Genomic DNA, 21261 nt, shown 5'->3' on the forward strand with positions numbered 1-21261 from the left:
CACTACTTTATTGCCAATATGCGATGGCCGGCAGGCCCGTATGGCAGTATAGTAGTAATTATTGCGAATTCACTACTTTGATGCCATGAACACCTTGTCCGACATCGCGCACACCCTGCGCGTGCGCCTGCAGCAACAGGGGCTGACGCAACTCGCTTTGCGGGAAGCCGCGGGGGTGTCCCAGCGTACGCTGACCAATGTGCTCAGCGGTGAGCAAGACTTCAAGCTCAGCACGCTGTTGGCTTTGGCCGACCGCCTCGGCTTGCGGCTGGCCCTGGTGCCCAAGGGCGCTGCAGGCGCGATTGACCGCGTTGAGCCCGAGCCGGCCAAGGTGCCCACGCGGGTGGAGCTGGCCCGCCGACAACTGCGCGAGGGATCTGAATGAATGTCCAGGCGTTGGCCGTATTCATCGGCTTGCAGCGCGTCGGCGTGCTGTTTCAATACCGCATGCCGGGCGCCGAGGTCGTCACCCGCTTCGTGGCCGACGATGCGTTCGCACGCCTTCAGGACGCACCGGTGTTGTCGGCCGCGTATCTGGCGGCCTCGGCCCAGGATCAGTCGGCTTTCTGGGCAGATGTGCGCAGCCAGCCGCTCAACGGGCGCTATTCGTCCCAGAACGGCTGGCTGCTGCCCGCCTTCTTCCAGAACTTGCTTCCCGAAGGGGTATTCCGCGACCACGTGGCCCGCATACGCGGATGCGATCCCAGAGACCATTTCGAAATGCTGGCCGCGTGCGGGGCCGACCTGCCGGGCAATGTATACGCCCGGCCCGTGGAACTCTCGCGCGATGCCTTGGCGCACTATGTCACCCAGGACCAGGACGCGCTCGAAATGACGGTCACCGCCGATCCTATGGAACAGGGCGTGTCGCTGTCGGGGGTGCAGCCCAAACTGGGCGTGATCAAGCAGGGGCAGCGTTATGTGGGGCGCACGCGCGACCACGATACTCACATCATCGCCAAGCTGCCCGTGGTGGGGCAGCCTTTGCTGCCCGAGCTCGAAGCGCTCTCGCTGCAGCTCGCCGCAGCCGCTGGCGTCGACGTGTGCCACGCTTATCTGGAACCGCTCGAGAATCTGGCAGCCGAGCATGGCTACGACCTGGGCGCCGCCGACGCCCGCACGCAGTTTCTTGCCGTAGTGCGCTACGACCGCGAGCCGGGGCGGCGCGTGCATTGCGAAGACTTCGCGCAGATCCTGGGTGCAATGCCCGAAGAAAAATACCGCGCCGCAACGTATCTGGACGTGGCCGCCGTGCTGCTGGCTTTCGATTCGATGGGTGAGCCGGCCGTCCATGAACTGCTGCGTCGCATGGCGGTCAACGAAATGCTGGGCAACCCGGACATGCACCTGAAGAACCTGGGCGTCGTGTATCCCGACGGACGGACACCCCGGCTGGCGCCGGCCTACGATATTGTCGGATACGCCGCCTATCATGCCTGCCAGGGGCACGCCCTGCATATCGTGCCGGCCCACTTGCAACCACGGCGCCGCGCGGATGCGGCATGGGGTTCGAAGCCGGGCCTGTCGCCCGCGATGCTGCGCGCTTTCTGCGCCGGCCTCGGCATACCCGAGAAACCCGCCTCGCGCGCCGTGGCAGACTGCGTCAAGGCGGCCCATGCGCGCTGGCCAGGCATGATTGAAACGGCACCACTCACGCCTCGGCAGCGGCAGAATCTGCTGGCCCATTTTCGCGCGCATCCCATGGTGAAATCGGTACGGGCGTCGCCCCGAGGCCGTCAACTGAACTGACACCCGGGGCGCCCGGCGGCGCACGAGCGCCAGGGCCCCGGGGCCGTCCGGACCGGTCAGGGCTGCAATACTACGCGTACCGGTTGGAAGCCAGACCGCTTTTTCCAAGTCAGCAGGCCCGGGCCGCCATGCTCGAGCGCGCCATACCAGACGGCACGCGCGCCCGCCGAACTGGCCTGCTCGGCATCGAGCAACCAATTGACGATCGCGGCATGCATCAAGGGCATTACACCCTGGGCCAGATGGTCTTTATGGCCCATCAGATCCAGGTAATGCACGATGTCGCCGCAGCGTGCCAGCTTCACGTAGGCCACCAGGCGGCGGTCGGTCTGCAGCGGGCCGTTGCGGTGGCCCGGCTCGGGAAGGAAGACCCCCCACCAGAGAGTCCAGTGGGTGGCACAGTCCGGTTCGGGCACGCTGCACGCCGATCGTGCGGGTTCAGCGATATGCCCCGGTTTCAGCAGCCAGCGCGCCAGCACCGGACCGCCGCTGCGTACGGCCATGGAGGTCTTGACGGCATGCACGTCATGCACATGCATCGGCAGAGCGAACCGGGCGACCTGGTAGCCCAGGCGCTCGGCATGGCGGATCTTGGCCAGGGTTCGATTGGACCGACGACGCAGCAGTGCTTCGAACCCCGGACGGCCATCACAGGCCGACAAGTCGAGCAGCATCGGAGTGGCCCGTGATCCGGGCGAGCTGGACTGATGCTGGATGGGCTGCATGTCGTAGCGCTTTGCGATACGGCTGAAGCGGCGCAACGTCTGTTGCGCGGCCTTGCCGGTGGCCTCGTCGGCGCGCAGGGCCAAGGGGATGGACGGCAGCGGATGGGTGGCCGGCCACTCGCGCAGCCGGGCGGGCTTGCGCCAGCGCGTCAGCAGCGGATCGACCGCGAGATAGTAGCCCGCCATCAAAACATCAAATGCGGTCATGTAAGCGAAGTAGGCATGCCAGCCTTGGGGTCTGGGTGGAACGGCGTCGATGGCATCGTACTGGATCACCGGGGAAGGCCCACGTTGCAGTAAAGTGCCATTACTCTGAGACGGCAGCTTACCCGAGAGCAGGGCGCGACATGGAACTGCGGCAACTGGAACTTTTCATCGCGATCGCCGAGGCGGGCGCCTATTCGCGCGCGGCGATGCGTTTGTCCATCAGCCAGCCCATACTCAGCCGACAGGTCAAGGCGCTGGAAGACGAATTGGGCGTGGCGCTGTTCCACCGTACGGGCCGGGGCGTCACGCTCACCGAGGCGGGGGCCCTGCTCGAACAATATGCGAGGGGGCTGGTCGATACCGCCCGGGGCGCTGCCATTGCCGTCAGGGCGATTGGCGGCGCGCCGGCCGGCCCGGTCGTGCTGGGCATGCCCGCTTCGATTTCCACCGTACTGTCGGTGTCCTTGATCGAAGCCTTTCGCCGTGCCTATCCGGGCATGTCGCTGAAGTTCATGGAGGGGTACAGCGGACACGTGCTGGAATGGCTTGCCGCCGGGCGTACCGACATCTCGGTCCTGTACGACGCCCCGCGCCTGAGTATCCCGACCCTGCCCACCGAGGCGTTGCTGACTGACGAACTGTTCCTGCTCGGGCCGGCGAGCGATCCCGCGGGCGTAGGCAGCGGCCCGGTGCCCGCCGCGCGGTTGAGCCGCATACCGATGATTCTTCCCAGCCGGCCGCACGGCATTCGCGTGCTGGTCGACGAATCCCTGTCAAGCATTGGGCTGTCACCAAACGTCGAGCTGGAAATCGACGCCATGCACTCCATGCTGCGGCTGGTGGAAAGCGGGCTGGGCTATGCGGTGCTGTCGTACGCCTGCGTGGCGTCGCAGATTGCGCAGCGGCGCATGCGCATCTGGCGCATCGTGCAGCCCACCATCACGCGTTCGCTGGTCATCGCCACGTCGACCCAGCGCCCGTCAACCCACGCGGTGCGGGCCCTCGGCACCCTGTTGCGCCGCCAGATCCGCGACCTGGTGGAACAGGGACGCTGGACACCCGCCGCTTCGGTGTTTTCATAGCGGCGGATATCGCGGTTGTGCCGGCTTTCCGACGAGGCGGCAGTGCGGCGTGAGCGCCGCGCACGACCCCGGGGCGGCGCGGGGGATCGGGCCGCCGGGGCCGGCTCCCCGGCGGGCGCTGCTGCGCCTGCCCGCTCGTCAGGACTGGCGCGCGCGTATTGGTACGCCGCTCCAGGTTTCCACCACTTTGGCGACGTGAGTGAAATCGGCCTGTTCGCCGCAAAGCGCCGTGGTCAGCACGAGCATTTCGCGTACAGCCGAACCCACGACCATGGGTACCCCGATCGCCTCGGCCTCATCGACGCACAGGCGTACGTCTTTGTAGGCAAGCCGAGCGGCAAATCCTATATCGAATGTGCCGGTCAGGACGGCTTTGGGAAACTTGTCCTGCGTGGCCGTGTTGCGCCCCGAGCCCGCATTGATAACGTCAAGCATCACTGCCGGGTCCAGTCCGGCCTTGACCCCCATGGCCATGGCTTCAGACGTAATGGCCACCGCCGCCGCCGACAGCAGGTTGTTGGCGAGCTTCATGCTCTGGCCCATGCCGGCCTGGTCGCCGAGGTAGAACACGGGCCCGAAATGCTTCAGCGTGGGTTCCAGCGCGTCGTAGTCGGCGCGCGGACACGCCGCCATCACGGCCAGGGTTCCGCGGATGGCCCCGCCTACGCCGCCGCTCACCGGCGCGTCGATGTAGGTGATGCCACGTTCGGCCAGCGCCTGCGCCACCAGTCGCGCCACGCGCGGCCCGATGGTGGAAAGGTCAACAATGCGGCGCGCGCGCGTTCCGCTGATCACGCCGTCAGCATTCAGCGTCACCTGCTGCACGATTTCGGGGGTGGGCAGGCTCAGGAACACCGTATCAACGCTGTCACACAGCTCGCGAACACCGGCGCAGGCACGCGCACCTCTTGCCTGCAGGGCGTCGACGGCGGCGCGCTGGGTGTCATAGACCGACAGCGTGTAGCCTGCGTCGAGCAGACGGCCGGCCATCGGCCCGCCCATATTGCCCAGCCCGATGAAGCCATAGGTGGTTTCAGGCATGTCTATTCCTTCGTGGGTGATTGATCGAGGTCAACGGGGGCGCAGGCCGATTTGCTGGGCCAGGTCGGCCACCCGCTTGCTGTCCTGCGCCAGCAATTTGGCAAAGGGGTCGGGGCCGCGCTCGGCCGGACTGGGAGCCTGGGCCGCGAGCTGTTCCAGGCGGCTCTTGAATTCCGGGCTGTCGATGACCACCGAAAGTGCCTCGGCCAGCTTGTCAATGACGGGGCGTGGTGTGCCCTTGGGCGCGACCACGCCGTTCCAGATCGACAGGTCGAATTGAGGCAGGCCGCCTTCCGCGAAAGTCGGCACGTCGGCCATCTGCGGCAGACGTTGCGGGGTGGACACGGCCACCGCGCGAACGCGGCCATCCTGGTGCAGCGGCATGATGGTCACGGTCTGGTCCAGCACCCCCTCGATGACGCCGGCCATCAGGTCAGCCAAGGCGGGCCCGGACCCGCGATACTGGATAAGTTCCCCCTGACTGCCGGACAGGTGCAGGAACATCCCCTCCGCCAGATGAGCCGTGGTGCCGGGGCCGCCAGAGCCGAAATTCAGGCGCGGTGGGGACTTCATGCGTGTCAGCAGGTCCGGAAGGCTCTTGATGCCGCTCTTGTTGCTCACCGCAAGCACCATCGGTACGGTCGCCACGGTGCCCACGGTGGCCAGATCCCGCACCGGATCGACGCCGGCGTCCGGATTCAGCAGGGGAATGATGGCCATCGACAGATTGCTGAACATCAGCGTGTAGCCGTCCGGCTCGGACTTCATGAGGCGCTGCATGCCTATCAGACCGCCCGCGCCGGTGGTGTTTTCGACCACCACGGGTTGTTTGAGCGTCTTGGACAGGGAATTGCCGATCAGGCGTGCCAGCGTGTCCAGTGTGCCGCCTGGTGCGACGCCCACAATAATGGTGATCGGTCGGGTGGGAAATTCCTGAGCCGCCACGGGGGCGGCCAAAGTCAAGGCGGCCATGCAACTTGCAAGTAAGCGCAACATGTCGAGTCTCCTTGGTAATCCCGGGCCCGGCACTTGCACAGCGCTGTGCCGCCCGTCGCCCTGTCTCGGGCTCATCCGATACTAGCCACTCGGGTGCACAGCCATGCCCTCATTCTGTGCATACCAGCCTCATGGTTTTTGGCATAACGCTCGGGCACGCGGTTTGCTAGATCGGGCCACCATCCCATTGTCGAGATCGTCATGAAACCAATCCGCAAAGCCGTATTCCCTGTCGCGGGCATGGGCACCCGTTTCCTGCCAGCGACCAAGGCCATGCCTAAAGAGATGCTGCCCATCGTAGACAAGCCGCTGATCCAGTACGCGGTGGAAGAGGCGGTGGCGGCCGGAATTACGGAACTGATCTTCGTCACAGGGCGGAACAAGCGAGCCATAGAAGACCATTTCGACAGCGTTCCCGAGCTTGAGGCCGGCCTGCTGGCCAAGCACAAAACGGCGCTGCTCGAGACCGTGCGCAATGTCATCCCTTCGCATGTGACTTGCATCTACACCCGCCAGGCGGCCCCGCTGGGCCTGGGCCATGCGGTGCTCTGCGCCGCCCATATCGTGGGCGACGAGCCGTTCGCCGTGCTGCTGGCAGATGATTTGATCGATGCGGATGTGTCAGCCACCGCGCAATTGATAGACGCCGCCCGCCGCCATGACGGCAGCATGCTCGCCATCCAGAGCGTGCCTCGCGACCAGACCGACAAGTACGGCATCATCTCGGGCCACCGCGTCGACGCGCGGACCTCGCGCCTGCAGGGCATCGTCGAAAAACCTCAGCCGGCTCGGGCTCCGACGACGCTGGCAGTGGTCGGGCGCTACGTACTCGAGCCAGAAATCTTCGACCTGTTGCGAGCCACTCAGGCCGGCGTGGGCGGAGAGATTCAGCTTACAGACGGCATCGCGCGCCTGCTGCGTGAGCGCAACGTGTTCGGCTATCAATACGAAGGCGTGCGCTACGACTGCGGCAGCAAAGCCGGATTTTTTCAGGCCACGATGGATCTTGGGCGCAAATACCACGGTTTGGGCGTCAAGGCGGACGACGCCGTGCTGGTGGGAGGAGATTGATTCATGCAGGGGGGCCGCCAACCCCCGATTTGCGTGTGTTCGGGAGGAAACATGAAGCACCTGACGCATACCGGCGAACCGAATGTCGCTGGCTACGATCCTGAAGCGCCTCGGCAGTCGGCTGGGCGTACGCAGTCGCGCATCACTCGCGCGTTCGACCATTTCGCCAGTTCGGTCGCGCGAGCCACCGGTTCGCCGGTTGCGTTCGGCATCGCCGTGCTGATGATCGTGATGTGGGCCGCGGCCGGTCCCTGGGCCGGATTTTCCGAAGTATGGCAATTGGTCGTCAACACGGGCACCACCATCATCACGTTCCTGATGGTCTTCCTGATTCAGCAGAACCAGAACAAAGACAGCCGCGCCGTGCACGTCAAGCTGGACGAGCTGCTGATGTCAATGAAGGGCGCAAATGAACGGCTGGTGGACATCGAAGACATGGAAGAAGACGAGCTTGATGAGATCGTCGAAAAGTACCGCCGGTTGGCGGTGGCGGCCCGCGAGCGCAGGGCAGGCCGATAGCAGGAACCGCGGCCCTCGGTCGGCCGCCTTTGATAAGGAGCACACGATGGTCGAGACTTCACGTAAAGAGTTGATGGCCGCGCTGCTGGGCGGATGGCTGATCCTCGCGGCGCCGCTGGTAACCGGCGCGAGCCAGCCGCCCGGGCAGGCGGGCCCAGCCAGCGCCGAACCCGGATCGCGGCCTATGCCCGACAGCGCACGCACCCAGGACGGCTCGTCCTCTACCCAAGGACAAAGCGACTCGAACCCGCAACGGCCCAGCGCCAGTCAGGGCGAACGCTTGCAACCGCCGAATCCGGCGCCCGGTGAACAACGCGCTCCCGCCCAGGGCCAGTCCCAACCCATGCCCGGCGGCCAGGGAACGGTCGAGGGTGGTAAGTCCGATGCCGATAAGCAGGTCCCCGGGGGGCGCGCCGGGTCTGGCGGACACAAGCTGGGGGCGGGCGGGCGCTGATACCCGCGATTCCGACGTTCAACAAGGAGACTCATATGAAATTGGCGAATCACCGTGAACCTGCCGGCCCGCCAGGGGTGCCCCCAGGCGAACCCAACTGGCCGGGCCAGCCCGCGCCGGACAAGCCGACGCCCGACACCGACACCCCTCCGTTCGACCCGGAGCGCATACCGGGTACGCCGCAAGGGCCGAATCCCGCCTCACCGGATGGCATCGACCTGGCGTGAAAACCATGGAATGCCGCCGCCCGGAGACGGGCGGCATTCAAACATTGTAAATATTGCCAGATTAACGATTAATTAAATTGACCCGGCGATTATTCAAGTGTCAAATATATTTTAGCGGGGTTAAATTCATTTTCTGCAGCCCGGCTTTGCAATTCCTGTGGTTTATAGCCCTTCAAAACGCAATTTTGTGCGTACAGAACTATCCACTGCAGGACATAATAATCCACTCTTACAAGAATCAGCGGCTTGCCGCGGTCACCGCCGCGGTTTTTCGTAGAAAGTGGAAGGTGGCCCGCCGTGCGAGCATCTCTTGATTATTCTCTCTCCCCGCCCGCTGCCGCAAAGTGCGGCCAGGAATCGGGCGCTGCCGTATTCAATATCCGCCAGAGCGACTTCGCTGTGTTGATTTCCAATGGATTCGACGCCGCCGATGCCGCCGGCACCCCGTGGCGCTCGGCGCCCGACGCGGCGCGCTATGCGGGCGCCGGTGTGGCGCTGCAGCACCTGCGATCGCCGGGAACCTGGCTATTGGTCTACTCGCGGCAGCGTATCAGCGTGCTGTCGCGCGATACGCTTCTGGCGCTGGACGAACGCCAACTGACGCTGATCCGGGGCGACGATGTCAGCCCCGCGAGTTTCCATGATTTTCGAGGTACGGCGCTATTGCTGCGCGAGGCGGCCATGTCGCCGCACGACCGCAAACTGCTTACACAGCGCACAGAAAATATTCCGCTCGAAAACGCCTGGGGCCGCCTGTTGCAGGCGTATCTGGAAACTCTGGACGCGGCGACGCTGACGTTCGTCTGCCGCGAGGAATCCGGAGAGGCGCTGGTGGAGCAGCAACTCATGGCCCTGTTGCGTCGGGCGTTGCGTGAGCGGCTCAATGGCTCACGTTCGTGGATAAGGCGCGACGACGTAGAGCAGCGCGCGCAAAGTCGCGGGGAATTGCTGTACAGGAACATCTGTGCCTGGGTGTCCGACCACCACGCAATGCCGGACATGAGCTCTGACGTGGTCGCGAGTCACTTCCAGGTGTCGCCCCGTTATATACAGAATCTTTTCTCCCGTTACGGCCAGGGGGTCACATTCGTTTCTTTCCTGCGTGAAAGACGCCTGCGGCAAGCAATGAAGATGCTCATGGACGCAAAGTACTCGCATCAGAGCATCGCAGAGATCTGCTGGAACTGTGGTTTCGCCGATCCTGTTTATTTTGGCAAGGTATTCCGCGAACTCTACGGAATCACCCCTGGCCAGGCGCGTCGTCAAGGCTTCGCCATTGAAGCTTGAAACCGTACGGATACTGAATTGGCATTAATGCCAGCCCCGTACCATTACTCCACGCACCACATTAACAATGCTTGTATTTGTGATGCGTTCTGACTCCAGTTTCGTGCGCAAAAAAACTAATCAATAAAGGCGCGCGAAAGAGAACATACAACCGCCGCGTAAATGAGCGCGTCGGTTTTTCAGCCAGTGCTCATTAACCGGTTTCCGCAACGTCCAGGCGTGGCGGTATGCAGATTCAAAGTTGACCTAACAGACCCCATGCCGCCTTCAAAAGTCGGGCGGCAAACCGGCAACTGATAACCAATCTGCCTTCCGGGGCGCCGCTTTACCCCGTCCTATTGATCATTGAATAGAGTAGAGCTGAGCATGAACAAGACATACCGCAGTGTTTGGTGCGAAAAGACGGGTACCTTTGTTGCCGTCGCCGAAACGGTCAAGGCCCGTGGCAAACGGTCTTCCGGGGCGCGCATATTGGCGCGAGCCGCCCTGGCGATGACAGTCGCGGGCGCCATGGGTGCAGCGCAAGCCGATGTGACCATTCCGGACAGCAGTACACCCGGCCAATGGGATGGCAACGAAATCTTGTTCAGCGGCGGCGCCGGCAGTATCGTGTTCGACCAGGGCGGCACGGTAAGCGGCTTGAACGACGCCGCCTTGAATGCGGGCAGCACCGAAGCCGTAACCGGCCGCCAGGTTTACGCCGTAGACCAGAAGGCCGACAGCGCGCTGAACGCGGTCTCGGATCTGGACAATAGCGCCGTGAAGTTCAACGCGGCCGGCACGCAGATCGACGCGCAGGGCGCAAGAATCACCAACCTGCAAGACGGCACCATGGCCGCCGGCAGCAAGGATGCCGTGACGGGCGGACAGCTGCATACCGTCGATCAGAAGGCGCAGAACGCGCAGAACGCGATCACCACGCTGGACGCGAACGCGGTGAAATTCAACGCCGGCAAGACGGCCATCGACGTGGCCAATGCCCGGATCACCAACCTGCAGAATGGCGCAGTGACCGCAGGCAGCAAGGAAGCCGTGACTGGCGGCCAGTTGTTCGTGACCAACCAGGAAGTCTCCACCATCAACCAGCATCTCGCGAAGCTGGGATTGGGCAGCGTGGCGGCGCCCTACACCGGCGTGAAGTACTTCCGCGTGCAGTCGGCCAAGCCGGACGCGCTGGCGGCGGGTGCAGACTCTATTGCCGTGGGGCCGGCTGCCATAGCCAATGGCGCCTCGAGTATCGCCATGGGCGACGGTGCAATGACCGAGCCTACCGCTGAAGGCGGCGTTGCCGTGGGACGCGAGGCAAGCGCCGCTGGCAAAAGCGCCGTGGCGCTCGGCGACCGGGCGGCGGTGACCTCGGAATTCGTGGAAGACGCCATCGCGGTCGGCACGAGCGCCACGGTCAGCGGCGACTTCAGCTCTCGCGCAACAGCGATCGGAGCAGGGGCAGCGGCCAGCGCGGCGAATGCAGTAGCGCTGGGCGCAGGGTCTGCCGCCTCGGGGACTTCGTCGGTCGCCCTGGGGGCATCGCGGGCGCAGGGCGCCAGCACCCTGGCAGCTGGCGACGGCGCGCACGCGCACGCGGCCAACAGCATTTCCCTGGGAACCGGTGCGGGGGTCAACACGTTCGGAACGCCCGCCAATGATCGCACTTCGCATATCGCCATCGGCACTCGTGCCGGCCAGAGCGTCACGGGGAACCAATCGTTGGCGCTCGGCTTTGAGGCCGGTTCGAATGTGCAGGGCGATCACAACATCGCGGTCGGCTCGCAAGCGGGCAGCGGTATCGAAGGCGATATGAATGTCGCCATCGGATTCCAGGCGAACCGCAGCGCGAACCAGGTGGACCATGCCACCGCGGTGGGCGCCAATAGCTATGCCGGGCGCGACGCCGTGGCGATGGGTTATGAGGCCAGCGCGCAAGCGGAAGGCGCCGTGGCCGTGGGCACGCAGGCACGCGTGGCGGCCGGGCAGGGCGTGGCGGTAGGCAAGAACGCGTACTCGGACGGCACGGGTGTCGCCCTGGGTTCAAATTCGGCGGCCGTAGCGAGCGACGCAGATGGCGTGGGCTACCTGACAGGCAGCAGCTTCATGGGCGGCAGCGTGGTGTCGGTGGGCAACACGGCCACCGGCAGCACACGCCGCATCGTCAACGTGGCCGATGGCTCTGCGCAGCACGATGCCGTCAACGTGCGGCAACTGCGCGGCGCCCAGCAAGAAGTCGCAAACCTGGTAGGCGGCAATGTCACGGTCGGCGCCGATGGCAAGTTCGGCCAGATCACCCTCGTCGACACCAACGGAGATTCTCACCAGTACGGTACGGTGGTGGACGCCCTGGGCGCGGTGACGAGCGGTGGAATCAGCGTGCTGCCCCCGGATGCAGCCCGGTACAACGCCGACGGCACGCTCAACGTCGCCGCGGCTACCAGCGCCAGCGAAGCCGTCAATCTGCAGCAGATGAACGAGAGCATCGACGCCAACGCGTCGCGCTACTACAGCGTCAACTCGGTCAGACCAGGCAATCGGGACAACTCGAATGCGACAGGCAGCGACGCCATGGCCATCGGACCGGAGGCCAGCGCCACGGGCGATGCCTCGATGGCAGTGGGTTACCAGGCCTACGCGCAGTCCGATGAGGCCCTGGCGCTGGGTCACAATACCAATGCGCTCGGCGCGAATTCCACCGTGGTGGGCAATAACTCGTTTGCATACGGCGCCAGCGCCGTGGCCATGGGCGACCAGGCCCGCAGCCAGGGTGACAACTCCATCGTCATCGGCACCAAGGCCCAGTCGGATCCGAAGGACCCCAACCAGACCGTTCACAACTCAGTGGTGATCGGTACCGAGGCCGAGTCGAGCGCCGATAACGGTATTGCCGTCGGTGAGCGAGCTCTGGCTTCAGAGGTACGCGCCATCGCCCAGGGTTTCGACTCGGAAGCGTCCGGACGCGACGCGACCGCCATCGGCAGCAACTCGCTGGCCTCGGGCGTTAATGCCAGCGCCAGCGGAACCCGGGCGGTTGCCTCTGGCGCCAACGCCATTGCTTCGGGCGCCGATTCCAGGGGCTATGCCGACAGCGGCATCGCCATGGGCCGGGGCTCGCAGGCCGGCAAGGCGGTACTGAGGCCGGACGAGATGGCCGACAATGTGAACGCGGTGGCCATCGGCACGTTGGCGCTCGCCGAAGCGAAGAACTCCACCGCATTGGGCCGGGCGGCGCAGGCCACTGCCGAGCAGTCCTTGGCCGTGGGCGACGGAACGGCCGTGACGGGCCGGCAAGGCTCCGCTCTCGGTGCAGGCAACTCGGTGGGCGGTGAACGCGGGCTGGCGCTGGGCGCGGCCAACGCCATCAATGGCGCTGGCTCGAGCGCGACGGGTAACGACAATGTGGTGAGCGGAGCCAGTGCCCAGGCGGTGGGCAACGGCAACGTCCTGACGGCTGGCAACACCGGCGCCTTTGGCAACAATAATGTGTTGAGCAACGGCGCCACGGGCAGCCGCGTGATCGGCAATAACAACAGTGTGGCCGTAGCCGACGCTTTCGTGATGGGCAATCAATCGAGCGTAACGGTCGCCGGCGGCGTGGCCCTGGGATCGGGAAGTGCGGCGACCACCGGTGCCAATGTGGCGGGCTACGTGCCCAACGCGAATGGCGGTTCCGCCAACAACGCCATTACCGCCACGCGCAGCACCACCGGCGCGGTCGCGGTCGGCGGCAACGGCGTACGGCGCCAGATCACCGGCGTCGCGGCTGGCGCTGCCGATACCGATGCGGTCAACGTCGCGCAGCTGAAAGCCACCGGCTGGAACGTGCGCACGGATGGCGACGCGGCAACGCACGTCAGCACAGGCCAGGGCCACACCGTGGATATTGGCCTGGCGAATGGCGAAAACAACATGACGGTGGTCCGCAGCACCGCCAACGGCAACACGGTCATCGACTACGCGCTCAAGAAGAATCTCGACCTGGGCCCGGCCGGCAGCGTCAAGACCGGCGATACGCTGGTCAACAACGCGGGTGTCGCCGTCGGGCCGAACGTGGCCCTGGGCAACACCGGGCTGACCATCGCCAACGGCCCCAGCGTCACCACCAGCGGCATCAATGCCGGCGGCAAGACCATCACCAATGTGGCCGCCGGTGTCAACGCCACCGACGCGGTCAACGTGAGCCAGCTCACTGACAAGGGTCAGGAACTGACCGACAAGGGTTTCGGCCTGACAGCCGGCGACGGCCAGACGGTGCAGAAAAAACTGGGCGAATCCGTTCAAGTGGTGGGCGCGGACGCCAACGTGGTCACCCAGGTCGCGAATGGTCAGGTGCAGATCGGCCTGGGCGACAGCATCAATGTGACCAACAACCTGAGCGTGGGTGGCAACACGACGCTGGGCGGTACGCTGAACGTCGCCGGCAACACCAACCTGACCGGTGGCGCCACCATCAGCAATCACCTGACGGTGAACCCGAACACCACCGTCAACATGGGCGGCAACCGCGTCACGAACGTCGCCAGGGGCGTGGACAACAACGACGCGGTCAACGTCGAGCAGCTGACCGAGCTGGCCGACAAGCCGCTGACGTTCACGGCCGACGCAGGCGCACCGCTGGACCGCAAGCTGGGCCAGCAGGTGGGAATCAATGGCGCGGACAGCAACATCACGACGCAGACCACGGCAACCGGGGTGCAGATCGCGCTGGCCCAGAACCTGGATCTGGGCCCGGCCGGCAGCGTCAAGACCGGCGATACGCTGGTCAACAACGCGGGTGTCGCCGTCGGGCCGGACGTGGCGCTGGGCAACACCGGGCTGACCATCGCCAACGGCCCCAGCGTCACCACCAGCGGCATCAATGCCGGCGGCACGACCATCACCAATGTGGCCGCCGGTGTCAACGCCACCGACGCGGTCAACGTGAGCCAGCTCAAAGGCGTGGAAAACGTGGCCAATGCCGGCTGGAACCTGACGGCCGAAGGCGGCAATCAGTCCAACGTTGCGCCGGGCGGTGCGGTAGACCTGGCCTCGTCCGATGGCAACATTGTGATCACCAAGGGCGCGGCCGACGCCGATGTGAAGTTCGGACTGGCCAACCAGATCAACGTGACCAACGTTGCGGTGACCAATGACCTGAGCGTGGGCGGCACCACCAACCTGGGCAATAACACGCTGGTCGTCAGGCCGGGCGAGTTCACCGTGGGCGGCAACACCGCCGTCAACATGGGCGGCAACCGCATCACGAACGTCGCAAGGGGCGTGGACAACAACGACGCGGTCAACGTCGAGCAGCTGACCGAGCTGGCCGACAAGCCGCTGACGTTCACGGCCGACGCAGGCGCGCCGCTGGACCGCAAGCTGGGCCAAGCCGTCGCGTTCAATGGGGCGGATGCCAACATCACGACCACGACCAATGCCGGCGGCATTCAGATCGCGCTGGCGAGGAATCTCGACCTGGGCCCGGATGGCAGCATCAAGCTCGGCGATACCAGCGTGGCGTCTAATGGACTGACCATTGCCGGTGGCCCGAGCATCACACGGGGCGGGATCAATGCCGGCGGGTCCAGCATCATCAATGTCGCGGCAGGGGTGAACGACACCGACGCGGTCAACGTGAGCCAGCTCAAGGGCGTGGAGACGGTGGCGCGCGCGGGTTGGCAGCTGTCCGTCAATGGCAACTCGGCAGCGGACCAGACCCAGGTCAAGCCGGGTGATGTGGTCGACTTCGCCAACGACGACGGCAACGTTGTAATCGCCAAGAACGGCAATGACGTCAAGGTGAATCTGAATCCGGACCTGCAGGTCGATTCGGTCACTGCCGGCGATACCGTGCTCAACAACGATGGCGTGAAGGTCGGCAATGATGTGGCCTTGACTGCCGCGGGGCTGGGCGTCGGCAACAATGTCTTCGTCGGCAACGACGGCTTGAGGGCCGGCAACGTGATCATCTCGGCCAGCACCGGTATCAACGCAGGCGGATTCAAGATCACCAACGTCGCGCCGGGCACGGATCCCACTGATGCGGTGAACGTGAGCCAGTTGCGCGATGTCGAGCAGAATGTCCAGAATCTCGACGATCGTGCCGTGAAGTATGACGGCAACAAGGGAGATCCGAAAAATTCCATCACCCTGGAAGGCACGCCCTCGACCGATGGCGGCAAGACCGGCGGCACCCGTATCACCAACCTGGCGCAGGGCGAAATCTCGGCCACCAGCACCGATGCGATCAACGGCGCGCAATTGCACGAGCAAGGCACGCAAGTGGCGGACGCACTCGGCGGCAACTCGAAGTATGAGAATGGCAAGCTGGTGACCGAGCTGAACGTGGGCTCCAAGAGCTACAACAACGTGAACGATGCGTTGAACGGCGTGAACAACGACCTGACCAACAAAATCGAGAACGTTGAGCAGATCGCCAATGCTGGCTGGCAGATCGAAGCCAATGGCGACGGGGCGAGCAAGGTGGCGCCGGGCGCCAAAGTGGAATTCACCAATGGCGACAACGTCCAGATCACCCGCACCACTTCGGCCGACGGCAACAACACGGTCAAGGTCAGCGTCTCGCCCGATATCAAGGTCAATTCCGTAACGGCCAAGGAGGTCAAGGCTGACAAAGTACGGACCAAGGAAGTGGCGATCGAGAACGGTCCGACGATCAACCAGAGCGGGATCAATATGAACAACAAGAAGATCACCAATCTGGCGCCTGGCACATCGCGGGGCGACGCGGTGAATCTCGGTCAGCTTGAAGCCGCCACGAGCGGGCTGCAGAACCAGGTCAACCAGGTGCGCGGCGATCTGAGCAGGCTCGACAACAAGCTGAGCGCTGGCGTAGCCGCTGCCATGGCCACGGCGGGCCTGCCGCAGGCATATCTGCCGGGCAAGAGCATGGCCGCGATTGCCGGCGGCACCTACAACGGTGAATCGGGCTTCGCCCTGGGCGTGTCGACCATTTCGGATAACGGCAAGTGGGTGTTGAAACTGTCGGGCAATACGAACTCGCGCGGTGACTACGGTGGCGCGGTGGGGGTGGGCTATCAGTGGTAAGCACGCGAACCTCATGAATGTCCCGGTCCGGTCCGGACCGGGCTGCCCGCGCCACGTGCGTGGCTCCGGCGGCCAATTTCCACATTCTCGACTTAAAGGAAACTTGCATGAAATCCGCTTCTAACCGCCATGTTCGCTGGCTAGCCCCCTGCGCCGCGGCCGTACTGCTGGCCGGATGCGGCACGCTCAGCGACGTGAGCCGTGATGGAAAAACCGACCAGCCCGTATTCCCTGACCCAGGCAAAGTATCGCTTTCATCCGGCACATTTCCCAACCTGGAGAACGTCGCGCAATTGCAGGAAGGCGTGACGCGCGACCAGGTGTACGACCTGATCGGCCGGCCCCATTTCGCCGAAGGGTTCCAGGTGCGCGAGTGGGATTATCTTTTCCACTTCCGTACGCCGCAGGGCGTGCGTACGTGCCAGTTCAAGGTCCTGTTCGACCGTGACAAGATCGCGCGCAGTTTCCACTGGGCCCCCGAAGACTGCCGCCCGGGCGCGCAGCCGCCGGCGCCTCAGAAATACACCCTGGGCAGCGATGTGTCGTTCGGCTTTGGCAGCGCCGTGCTGACGTCAGCGGGACAGGCCCGCATTGCCGAGATCGCCGCGCAGTTGCGCAGTGCGCAAACCATCGAGCATCTGGAAATCGCAGGCCATACCGATCGCATCGGCAGCGATAGCGCCAACGACGCGCTGTCGGCGCAACGGGCCAGTGCCGTACGCCAGGCGCTGATCGCGAACGGTATCCCGGCCAGCGGCATGACCGCGGCGGGGTACGGCGAGCGCCAGCCTCTGGTGCAGTGCGACCAGGCAGATCGGGCAGAACTCATCGCCTGCCTTGCGCCCAACCGCCGGGTCGAGATACAGGCCAGCGGTACGCGCTGAACCGTCGTGCCACCCGCCGGAGGGTTGTGGGCCCTATCCCTCGGCCCTCCGACATTTCTCCCTTTTCGCAGCGATGCAGACCAAGGACCTTGATCAGCCATGAACACTGTCAATGTAAAACGGATGTTGCGAATGCTGGTGCCCCTGATGGGCGCCGTGACCCTGGCCGCCTGCCAGCAGACCGCACCCCAGCGCAGCACCTCGACCCCCGACGCCGGTTCCCGAACGGCCGCAGCCGCTGCGCAGCCTGCCGCGACGGCGCCCCCCCCGGCTTCTGCTCCGCATGGCAGCGCGGCGCCCAGCGTCACATTCCACCTGGCGCAGCTGCAGCAGGCGGAAGGCCTGGCTCGAGTCCAGCTCAACCCTGAGACGGCTCTTTTCGCCGTTCCCCAACCTGTGTTCACTCAGGCAGACCTGCAACAGGTGGTGCCGGTACAAAGCAGCACGGGGCAGATTTTCCTGCGCTTCGAGTTCAACCAGTCTGGCGCCGCCAAGCTGGCGCAGGTCACACGCGAAGCCATGGGCAACTACTTGCTGTTGAGCATACGAGGCAGGTTGGTTGCAGTGCCGCAAATTACGGCAGCCCATGAGAATGGCGTCCTGCCTGTCGGGGTGGGCAGCGCCGATGAAGCCCAGTCCATCGTGCAGTTGCTGCGCGAGGCCGCAGGTTGACGATGACCGTCGCGTGCAGCGCCGGACGCCCGGCGCGCGCGCGATCCGATGCAGTCGAACTTTTCGTCAATGCGGATGCGCGAGGCGCGTGGCGTGATGACGGATCATTCCGCCTGAATGCCGGCCTCTTTGATGAGCTTGCGCCATTTGTCAGTTTCTGCAGCCTGGTATTTGCGCAGATCCTCGGGCGTGCCGCCTCCCACCTCTCCACCGCGGTCTTCGATCCACTTAGTGACTTCCGCCGTGGCCAGAATCTCGGACACATCCTGGCTTACCTTCTGCACGATGGCATCGGGCGTGCCGGCCGGGGCGTGCAGGCCCCACCACGCGTGAACTGAGAAATCCCGCAGGGCGTTGTCCGCTTCGGCAATGGTGGGGACATCGGGCAGCGAGTTCACGCGCTTGGGGCTGGTGATCCCCATCTGGGTAGCCTTGCCTGCCTGCACATACGGCAGCAGCACAGAGGCGTTGTGAAACAGCACCTCATATTGGCCCGACAGGAAGTCCGTCGTCATCTGCGAACTGGCCTTGTACGGAATGCCTTCCATCTGGATGCCGGTCATCTGCTTCAACAGTTCGGCCGACAGGTGCGGCGTGGTTCCTATGCCAGGGTGGCCGTAGCGCAGCTTGCCCGGGTTCTGTTTGAGGTAAGCGATGAGCTCGTTCAGGTTCTTCACCGGCACGCCGGGGTTGACGACGAAGAGATTGGGCATGGCCATGATCATCGTCACCGGCTTGAAGTCTTTGACAGGATCATAGGGCAGGTTGTCCATGAGGCTCACCCCCACGGCCATCGCGCCGATGGTGCTGACCAGCAGCGTGTAGCCGTCCGGAGTGGCGCGAGAGGCGCGTTCTGTGCCAATGATGCCGCCCAGGCCTGCGGCATTCTCGATCATCACCGGCTGTCCCCACTTGGCGGCCAGCTTTTCCGCCACGATGCGGCTGATCGAATCGGGACTGCTGGCGGTGCCGGACGCGACGATGATACGTACGGGTTTATCCGGGTATGAGGTTGCCGGGGCCGTGGCGGCCAGCGCCGCATTGCACAGCGCCAGCGCCGCCGAGGCCAGGGCCAGCCCGATCGATTTGATGATCATGGTGTCTCCTTATAGTTATCGAAATCAGGGTTCCACCATATCCCTGTCGCCCGGCAATTTGAATCCAGCGAGCGCCCTACATTTTCACAACGTGAACTTTGAAGCCAGGTGAGGGAGGGCAACCGGCCTCGGGGCGGCAGCGTGCCGGCGTCGCCGCGGCTCGATCGCGGCGTGCCCGGAACGCGGAGACGCTGTTGCACGGCCACAGCCGCGCCCGAGCGCGCCCGGGTCGCGGCGCAGAGATGGAAAGCCCGGCGCGTGAACCTCATTCATGATGTGGCGGGCTGCGGAAATGCGTGGCGGGCGCATAGGCGAGGCCCGCCATTGTTTTGGATGCTGGATGCGTTATTCGATATTCTGCGCCTGCTCGCGCATCTGCTCGATCAGCAACTTCAGATCCATGGCCGCGCGCGTGACGTCCATGCTGCCAGCCTTGGAGCCCAGCGTGTTTGCCTCGCGGTTCATTTCCTGGAACAGGAAGTCCAGCCGCTTGCCGGCGCTGCCGCCGCCACGCTTGCCTTCCTTCGACTTGCCACCGCCACCGAGCAGGTGGCGCAGTTCTTCCAGGTGCGAGCGCAGCCGAGCCAGCTCTTCCGCGACATCGATGCGCAAGGCGAACAAGTTGGCTTCTTGCGCCAGGCGTTCTGAAAGTTCCGGGCCGGTAATATGGGTGAAACCGCCGGGGAACGCCGCCTCGACCGACTCTCGCAACTTGGTGGCCAGCTTCTCGCGATGGTCCGCGAGCAACTGAGGCAGATGCTTCTCGACGGTTTGGACGATCTGCGCGACGCCTTCTGCGCACTCGAGCATGGTGGCCGCCAGCCGCTGACCTTCGCGTTCGCGGCCTTCCTGCAGCTGGGCCAGTGCCTGTCTGGCCGCCTCGACACAGGCCGCGCCCCAGATCTGTGGGTCGAGCGCGTCGTTGCCGCGTTGTCCGGGCCAATTGAACAGTTCAGCCAGGCGGGGTGGCGCCACTTCGGGCAGCACGGCGCGCGCCGCCTGCAATTGCGCGGCGAGCTGGCGCAGCCATTCCGGATCCAGCTTGGTGAGTTCCGTGCCGGCGTTACGGGCGAATGAGGCGCGGACTTCGACTTTGCCCCGGCCGAGGTTCGCGGTCAGCAATTCGCGCAATGGCGTCTCGACATGCCGCAGTTCGTCCGGCAGGCGAAAGTGCAGATCCAGGTAACGGCTGTTCACGCTGCGCAGCTCGAGCGCCAGGGTGCCTTGTTCGAGGTCTGCGCGGGCGTTGCCGAAAGCGGTCATGCTGCGAATCATGGGGTGTCCTGTAGAAATTCCGTGATGTGCGGGCGCCATTAAAGCGCTTTTCGGCAGAATACCTCAATCCCCCACGTACAATGCGGCGCAATATGTCTGTTTTATGGAGTCGCCCTTGACCTCGTCTTCCGCTACCGCCGTGCCGCGTCCATCGGGCCGCAATGTAGACCAGCTGCGCCCGTTCAGCCTCCAGCGCGGCTACACCCGCTATGCCGAGGGCTCCGTGCTCGTGTGCGCGGGGGGCACACACGTTCTTTGCACCGCCAGTGTGTTGGACAAGGTGCCGCCGTTCATGAAGGGGCGCGGCGAAGGCTGGGTGACGGCCGAATACGGCATGCTGCCGCGAGCCACCCATACGCGAGGCGACCGCGAGGCCGCCCGCGGCAAGCAAAGCGGCCGCACGCAGGAGATCCAGCGCCTCATCGGCCGCAGCCTGCGCGCCGTGTTCGATATGAAGGCCCTCGGCGAGCGCACCCTGCACCTGGACTGCGACGTGCTGCAGGCCGACGGCGGCACGCGTTGCGCCAGCATTACCGGTGCATGGGTCGCGGCCGCCGATGCGGTAGCCCTATTGATGCAACGCGGCGAATTGTCGGTCAACCCGATTCGCGATGCGGTCGCCGCCGTTTCCGTGGGCATGGTGGCGGGGCGTCCGGTGCTGGATCTCGACTACCAGGAAGATTCCGCCTGCGAAGCCGATGTGAACGTCGTCATGACGGGCGCCGGTGCTTTTGTAGAGGTGCAAGGTACGGGTGAGGGCGCCACGTTCACCCGTTCAGATCTTGACGCAATGTTGGCGCTGGCCCAGCACGGCATTGCGCAATTGGTTCAAGCCCAGCGCGCCGCGCTGGACTGATCTCCGGCGCAACGAAGCCCGCGCGGCCTGAGCTGGCCGTGGGGCTGCACGGGTCCGGCCCTGTGCCGGACGTGCCGGTCTGCG

At 64.6% G+C, this 21261-nt stretch carries 17 protein-coding genes; 12 read left to right on the forward strand and 5 right to left on the reverse strand.

The genetic code is table 11. From position 1 onward, the window contains the following. The first annotated feature begins 85 nt into the window (after window positions 1-85). Together ACV17W_RS02010 and ACV17W_RS02015 are read left to right on the forward strand one after the other, a co-directional pair. Window positions 86-385: a helix-turn-helix domain-containing protein gene (locus ACV17W_RS02010; RefSeq protein ID WP_462594792.1), complete on the forward strand. Its 300-nt coding sequence runs from the start codon at window positions 86-88 to the stop codon at window positions 383-385. Continuing rightward, complete coding sequence (locus ACV17W_RS02015) at window positions 382-1749, forward strand: type II toxin-antitoxin system HipA family toxin (protein ID WP_462594793.1); 1368 nt, start codon at window positions 382-384, stop codon at window positions 1747-1749. The genes ACV17W_RS02010 and ACV17W_RS02015 overlap by 4 nt, the downstream gene beginning before the upstream one ends. A gap of 56 nt (window positions 1750-1805) precedes the next feature. Here ACV17W_RS02015 and ACV17W_RS02020 read toward each other — a convergent pair whose 3' ends face one another. Then, entirely contained in the window at window positions 1806-2681 is an 876-nt protein-coding gene (locus ACV17W_RS02020) for a hypothetical protein (protein WP_462594794.1), read from the reverse strand. Between the two features lie 140 nt (window positions 2682-2821). On the opposite strand from ACV17W_RS02020, the gene ACV17W_RS02025 reads away from it, so the two are divergent. After that, a complete protein-coding gene (locus ACV17W_RS02025) occupies window positions 2822-3763 on the forward strand; it encodes a LysR family transcriptional regulator (RefSeq protein ID WP_462594795.1) in 942 nt (313 codons plus the stop codon). Window positions 3764-3901: 138 nt separating this feature from the next. Here ACV17W_RS02025 and ACV17W_RS02030 read toward each other — a convergent pair whose 3' ends face one another. Together ACV17W_RS02030 and ACV17W_RS02035 are read right to left on the reverse strand one after the other, a co-directional pair. After that, the gene (locus ACV17W_RS02030; protein ID WP_462594796.1) at window positions 3902-4804 is read right to left on the reverse strand and encodes an NAD(P)-dependent oxidoreductase; all 903 of its coding nucleotides are present in this window, start codon (window positions 4802-4804) and stop codon (window positions 3902-3904) included. A 30-nt stretch (window positions 4805-4834) separates the two neighbouring features. Continuing rightward, a complete protein-coding gene (locus ACV17W_RS02035) occupies window positions 4835-5800 on the reverse strand; it encodes a Bug family tripartite tricarboxylate transporter substrate binding protein (protein WP_462594797.1) in 966 nt (321 codons plus the stop codon). Between the two features lie 201 nt (window positions 5801-6001). Here ACV17W_RS02035 and galU point away from each other — a divergent pair, with 201 nt between their 5' ends. From galU to ACV17W_RS02075, 8 genes are all read left to right on the forward strand, one after another. After that, entirely contained in the window at window positions 6002-6871 is an 870-nt protein-coding gene (gene galU / locus ACV17W_RS02040; protein ID WP_462594798.1) for a UTP--glucose-1-phosphate uridylyltransferase GalU, read from the forward strand. A 51-nt stretch (window positions 6872-6922) separates the two neighbouring features. Further along, the gene (locus ACV17W_RS02045) at window positions 6923-7390 is read left to right on the forward strand and encodes a low affinity iron permease family protein (protein ID WP_462594799.1); all 468 of its coding nucleotides are present in this window, start codon (window positions 6923-6925) and stop codon (window positions 7388-7390) included. A gap of 46 nt (window positions 7391-7436) precedes the next feature. After that, window positions 7437-7844: a hypothetical protein gene (locus tag ACV17W_RS02050; protein WP_462594800.1), complete on the forward strand. Its 408-nt coding sequence runs from the start codon at window positions 7437-7439 to the stop codon at window positions 7842-7844. Between the two features lie 35 nt (window positions 7845-7879). Beyond that, the gene (locus ACV17W_RS02055; RefSeq protein WP_462594801.1) at window positions 7880-8071 is read left to right on the forward strand and encodes a hypothetical protein; all 192 of its coding nucleotides are present in this window, start codon (window positions 7880-7882) and stop codon (window positions 8069-8071) included. Window positions 8072-8368: 297 nt separating this feature from the next. After that, entirely contained in the window at window positions 8369-9358 is a 990-nt protein-coding gene (locus tag ACV17W_RS02060; RefSeq protein WP_462594802.1) for a helix-turn-helix transcriptional regulator, read from the forward strand. Window positions 9359-9724: 366 nt separating this feature from the next. Then, complete coding sequence (locus ACV17W_RS02065) at window positions 9725-16393, forward strand: YadA-like family protein (protein ID WP_462594803.1); 6669 nt, start codon at window positions 9725-9727, stop codon at window positions 16391-16393. Window positions 16394-16500: 107 nt separating this feature from the next. Then, the gene (locus ACV17W_RS02070; protein WP_462594804.1) at window positions 16501-17277 is read left to right on the forward strand and encodes an OmpA family protein; all 777 of its coding nucleotides are present in this window, start codon (window positions 16501-16503) and stop codon (window positions 17275-17277) included. A 99-nt stretch (window positions 17278-17376) separates the two neighbouring features. Next, window positions 17377-17949, forward strand: a complete 573-nt coding sequence (locus ACV17W_RS02075; protein ID WP_462594805.1) for a SecDF P1 head subdomain-containing protein — start codon at window positions 17377-17379, stop codon at window positions 17947-17949. 104 nt (window positions 17950-18053) lie between these two features. On the opposite strand, the gene ACV17W_RS02080 is transcribed toward ACV17W_RS02075, so the two are convergent. After that, window positions 18054-19046 carry a Bug family tripartite tricarboxylate transporter substrate binding protein gene (locus tag ACV17W_RS02080; RefSeq protein WP_462594806.1) on the reverse strand — a complete coding sequence of 331 codons (993 nt, stop codon included), beginning with the start codon at window positions 19044-19046 and terminating at the stop codon, window positions 18054-18056. A 345-nt stretch (window positions 19047-19391) separates the two neighbouring features. After that, complete coding sequence (locus ACV17W_RS02085) at window positions 19392-20321, reverse strand: YicC/YloC family endoribonuclease (RefSeq protein WP_462594807.1); 930 nt, start codon at window positions 20319-20321, stop codon at window positions 19392-19394. A 103-nt stretch (window positions 20322-20424) separates the two neighbouring features. On the opposite strand from ACV17W_RS02085, the gene rph reads away from it, so the two are divergent. Then, the gene (gene rph, locus ACV17W_RS02090) at window positions 20425-21177 is read left to right on the forward strand and encodes a ribonuclease PH (protein ID WP_462594808.1); all 753 of its coding nucleotides are present in this window, start codon (window positions 20425-20427) and stop codon (window positions 21175-21177) included. Window positions 21178-21261 lie beyond the last annotated feature (84 nt).

The organism is Bordetella sp. MIP270_01_BMS, from assembly GCF_054958705.1.

Excerpts from the sequence above, each read along its gene's own strand:
- ACV17W_RS02010 (WP_462594792.1), top strand. The coding sequence starts at position 86 with ATGAACACCTTGTCCGACATCGCGCACACCCTGCGCGTGCGCCTGCAG.
- ACV17W_RS02015 (WP_462594793.1), top strand. The coding sequence starts at position 382 with ATGAATGTCCAGGCGTTGGCCGTATTCATCGGCTTGCAGCGCGTCGGC.
- ACV17W_RS02020 (WP_462594794.1), bottom strand. The coding sequence starts at position 2,681 with ATGACCGCATTTGATGTTTTGATGGCGGGCTACTATCTCGCGGTCGAT.
- ACV17W_RS02025 (WP_462594795.1), top strand. The coding sequence starts at position 2,822 with ATGGAACTGCGGCAACTGGAACTTTTCATCGCGATCGCCGAGGCGGGC.
- ACV17W_RS02030 (WP_462594796.1), bottom strand. The coding sequence starts at position 4,804 with ATGCCTGAAACCACCTATGGCTTCATCGGGCTGGGCAATATGGGCGGG.
- ACV17W_RS02035 (WP_462594797.1), bottom strand. The coding sequence starts at position 5,800 with ATGTTGCGCTTACTTGCAAGTTGCATGGCCGCCTTGACTTTGGCCGCC.
- galU (WP_462594798.1), top strand. The coding sequence starts at position 6,002 with ATGAAACCAATCCGCAAAGCCGTATTCCCTGTCGCGGGCATGGGCACC.
- ACV17W_RS02045 (WP_462594799.1), top strand. The coding sequence starts at position 6,923 with ATGAAGCACCTGACGCATACCGGCGAACCGAATGTCGCTGGCTACGAT.
- ACV17W_RS02050 (WP_462594800.1), top strand. The coding sequence starts at position 7,437 with ATGGTCGAGACTTCACGTAAAGAGTTGATGGCCGCGCTGCTGGGCGGA.
- ACV17W_RS02055 (WP_462594801.1), top strand. The coding sequence starts at position 7,880 with ATGAAATTGGCGAATCACCGTGAACCTGCCGGCCCGCCAGGGGTGCCC.
- ACV17W_RS02065 (WP_462594803.1), top strand. The coding sequence starts at position 9,725 with ATGAACAAGACATACCGCAGTGTTTGGTGCGAAAAGACGGGTACCTTT.
- ACV17W_RS02070 (WP_462594804.1), top strand. The coding sequence starts at position 16,501 with ATGAAATCCGCTTCTAACCGCCATGTTCGCTGGCTAGCCCCCTGCGCC.
- ACV17W_RS02075 (WP_462594805.1), top strand. The coding sequence starts at position 17,377 with ATGAACACTGTCAATGTAAAACGGATGTTGCGAATGCTGGTGCCCCTG.
- ACV17W_RS02080 (WP_462594806.1), bottom strand. The coding sequence starts at position 19,046 with ATGATCATCAAATCGATCGGGCTGGCCCTGGCCTCGGCGGCGCTGGCG.
- ACV17W_RS02085 (WP_462594807.1), bottom strand. The coding sequence starts at position 20,321 with ATGATTCGCAGCATGACCGCTTTCGGCAACGCCCGCGCAGACCTCGAA.
- rph (WP_462594808.1), top strand. The coding sequence starts at position 20,425 with ATGGAGTCGCCCTTGACCTCGTCTTCCGCTACCGCCGTGCCGCGTCCA.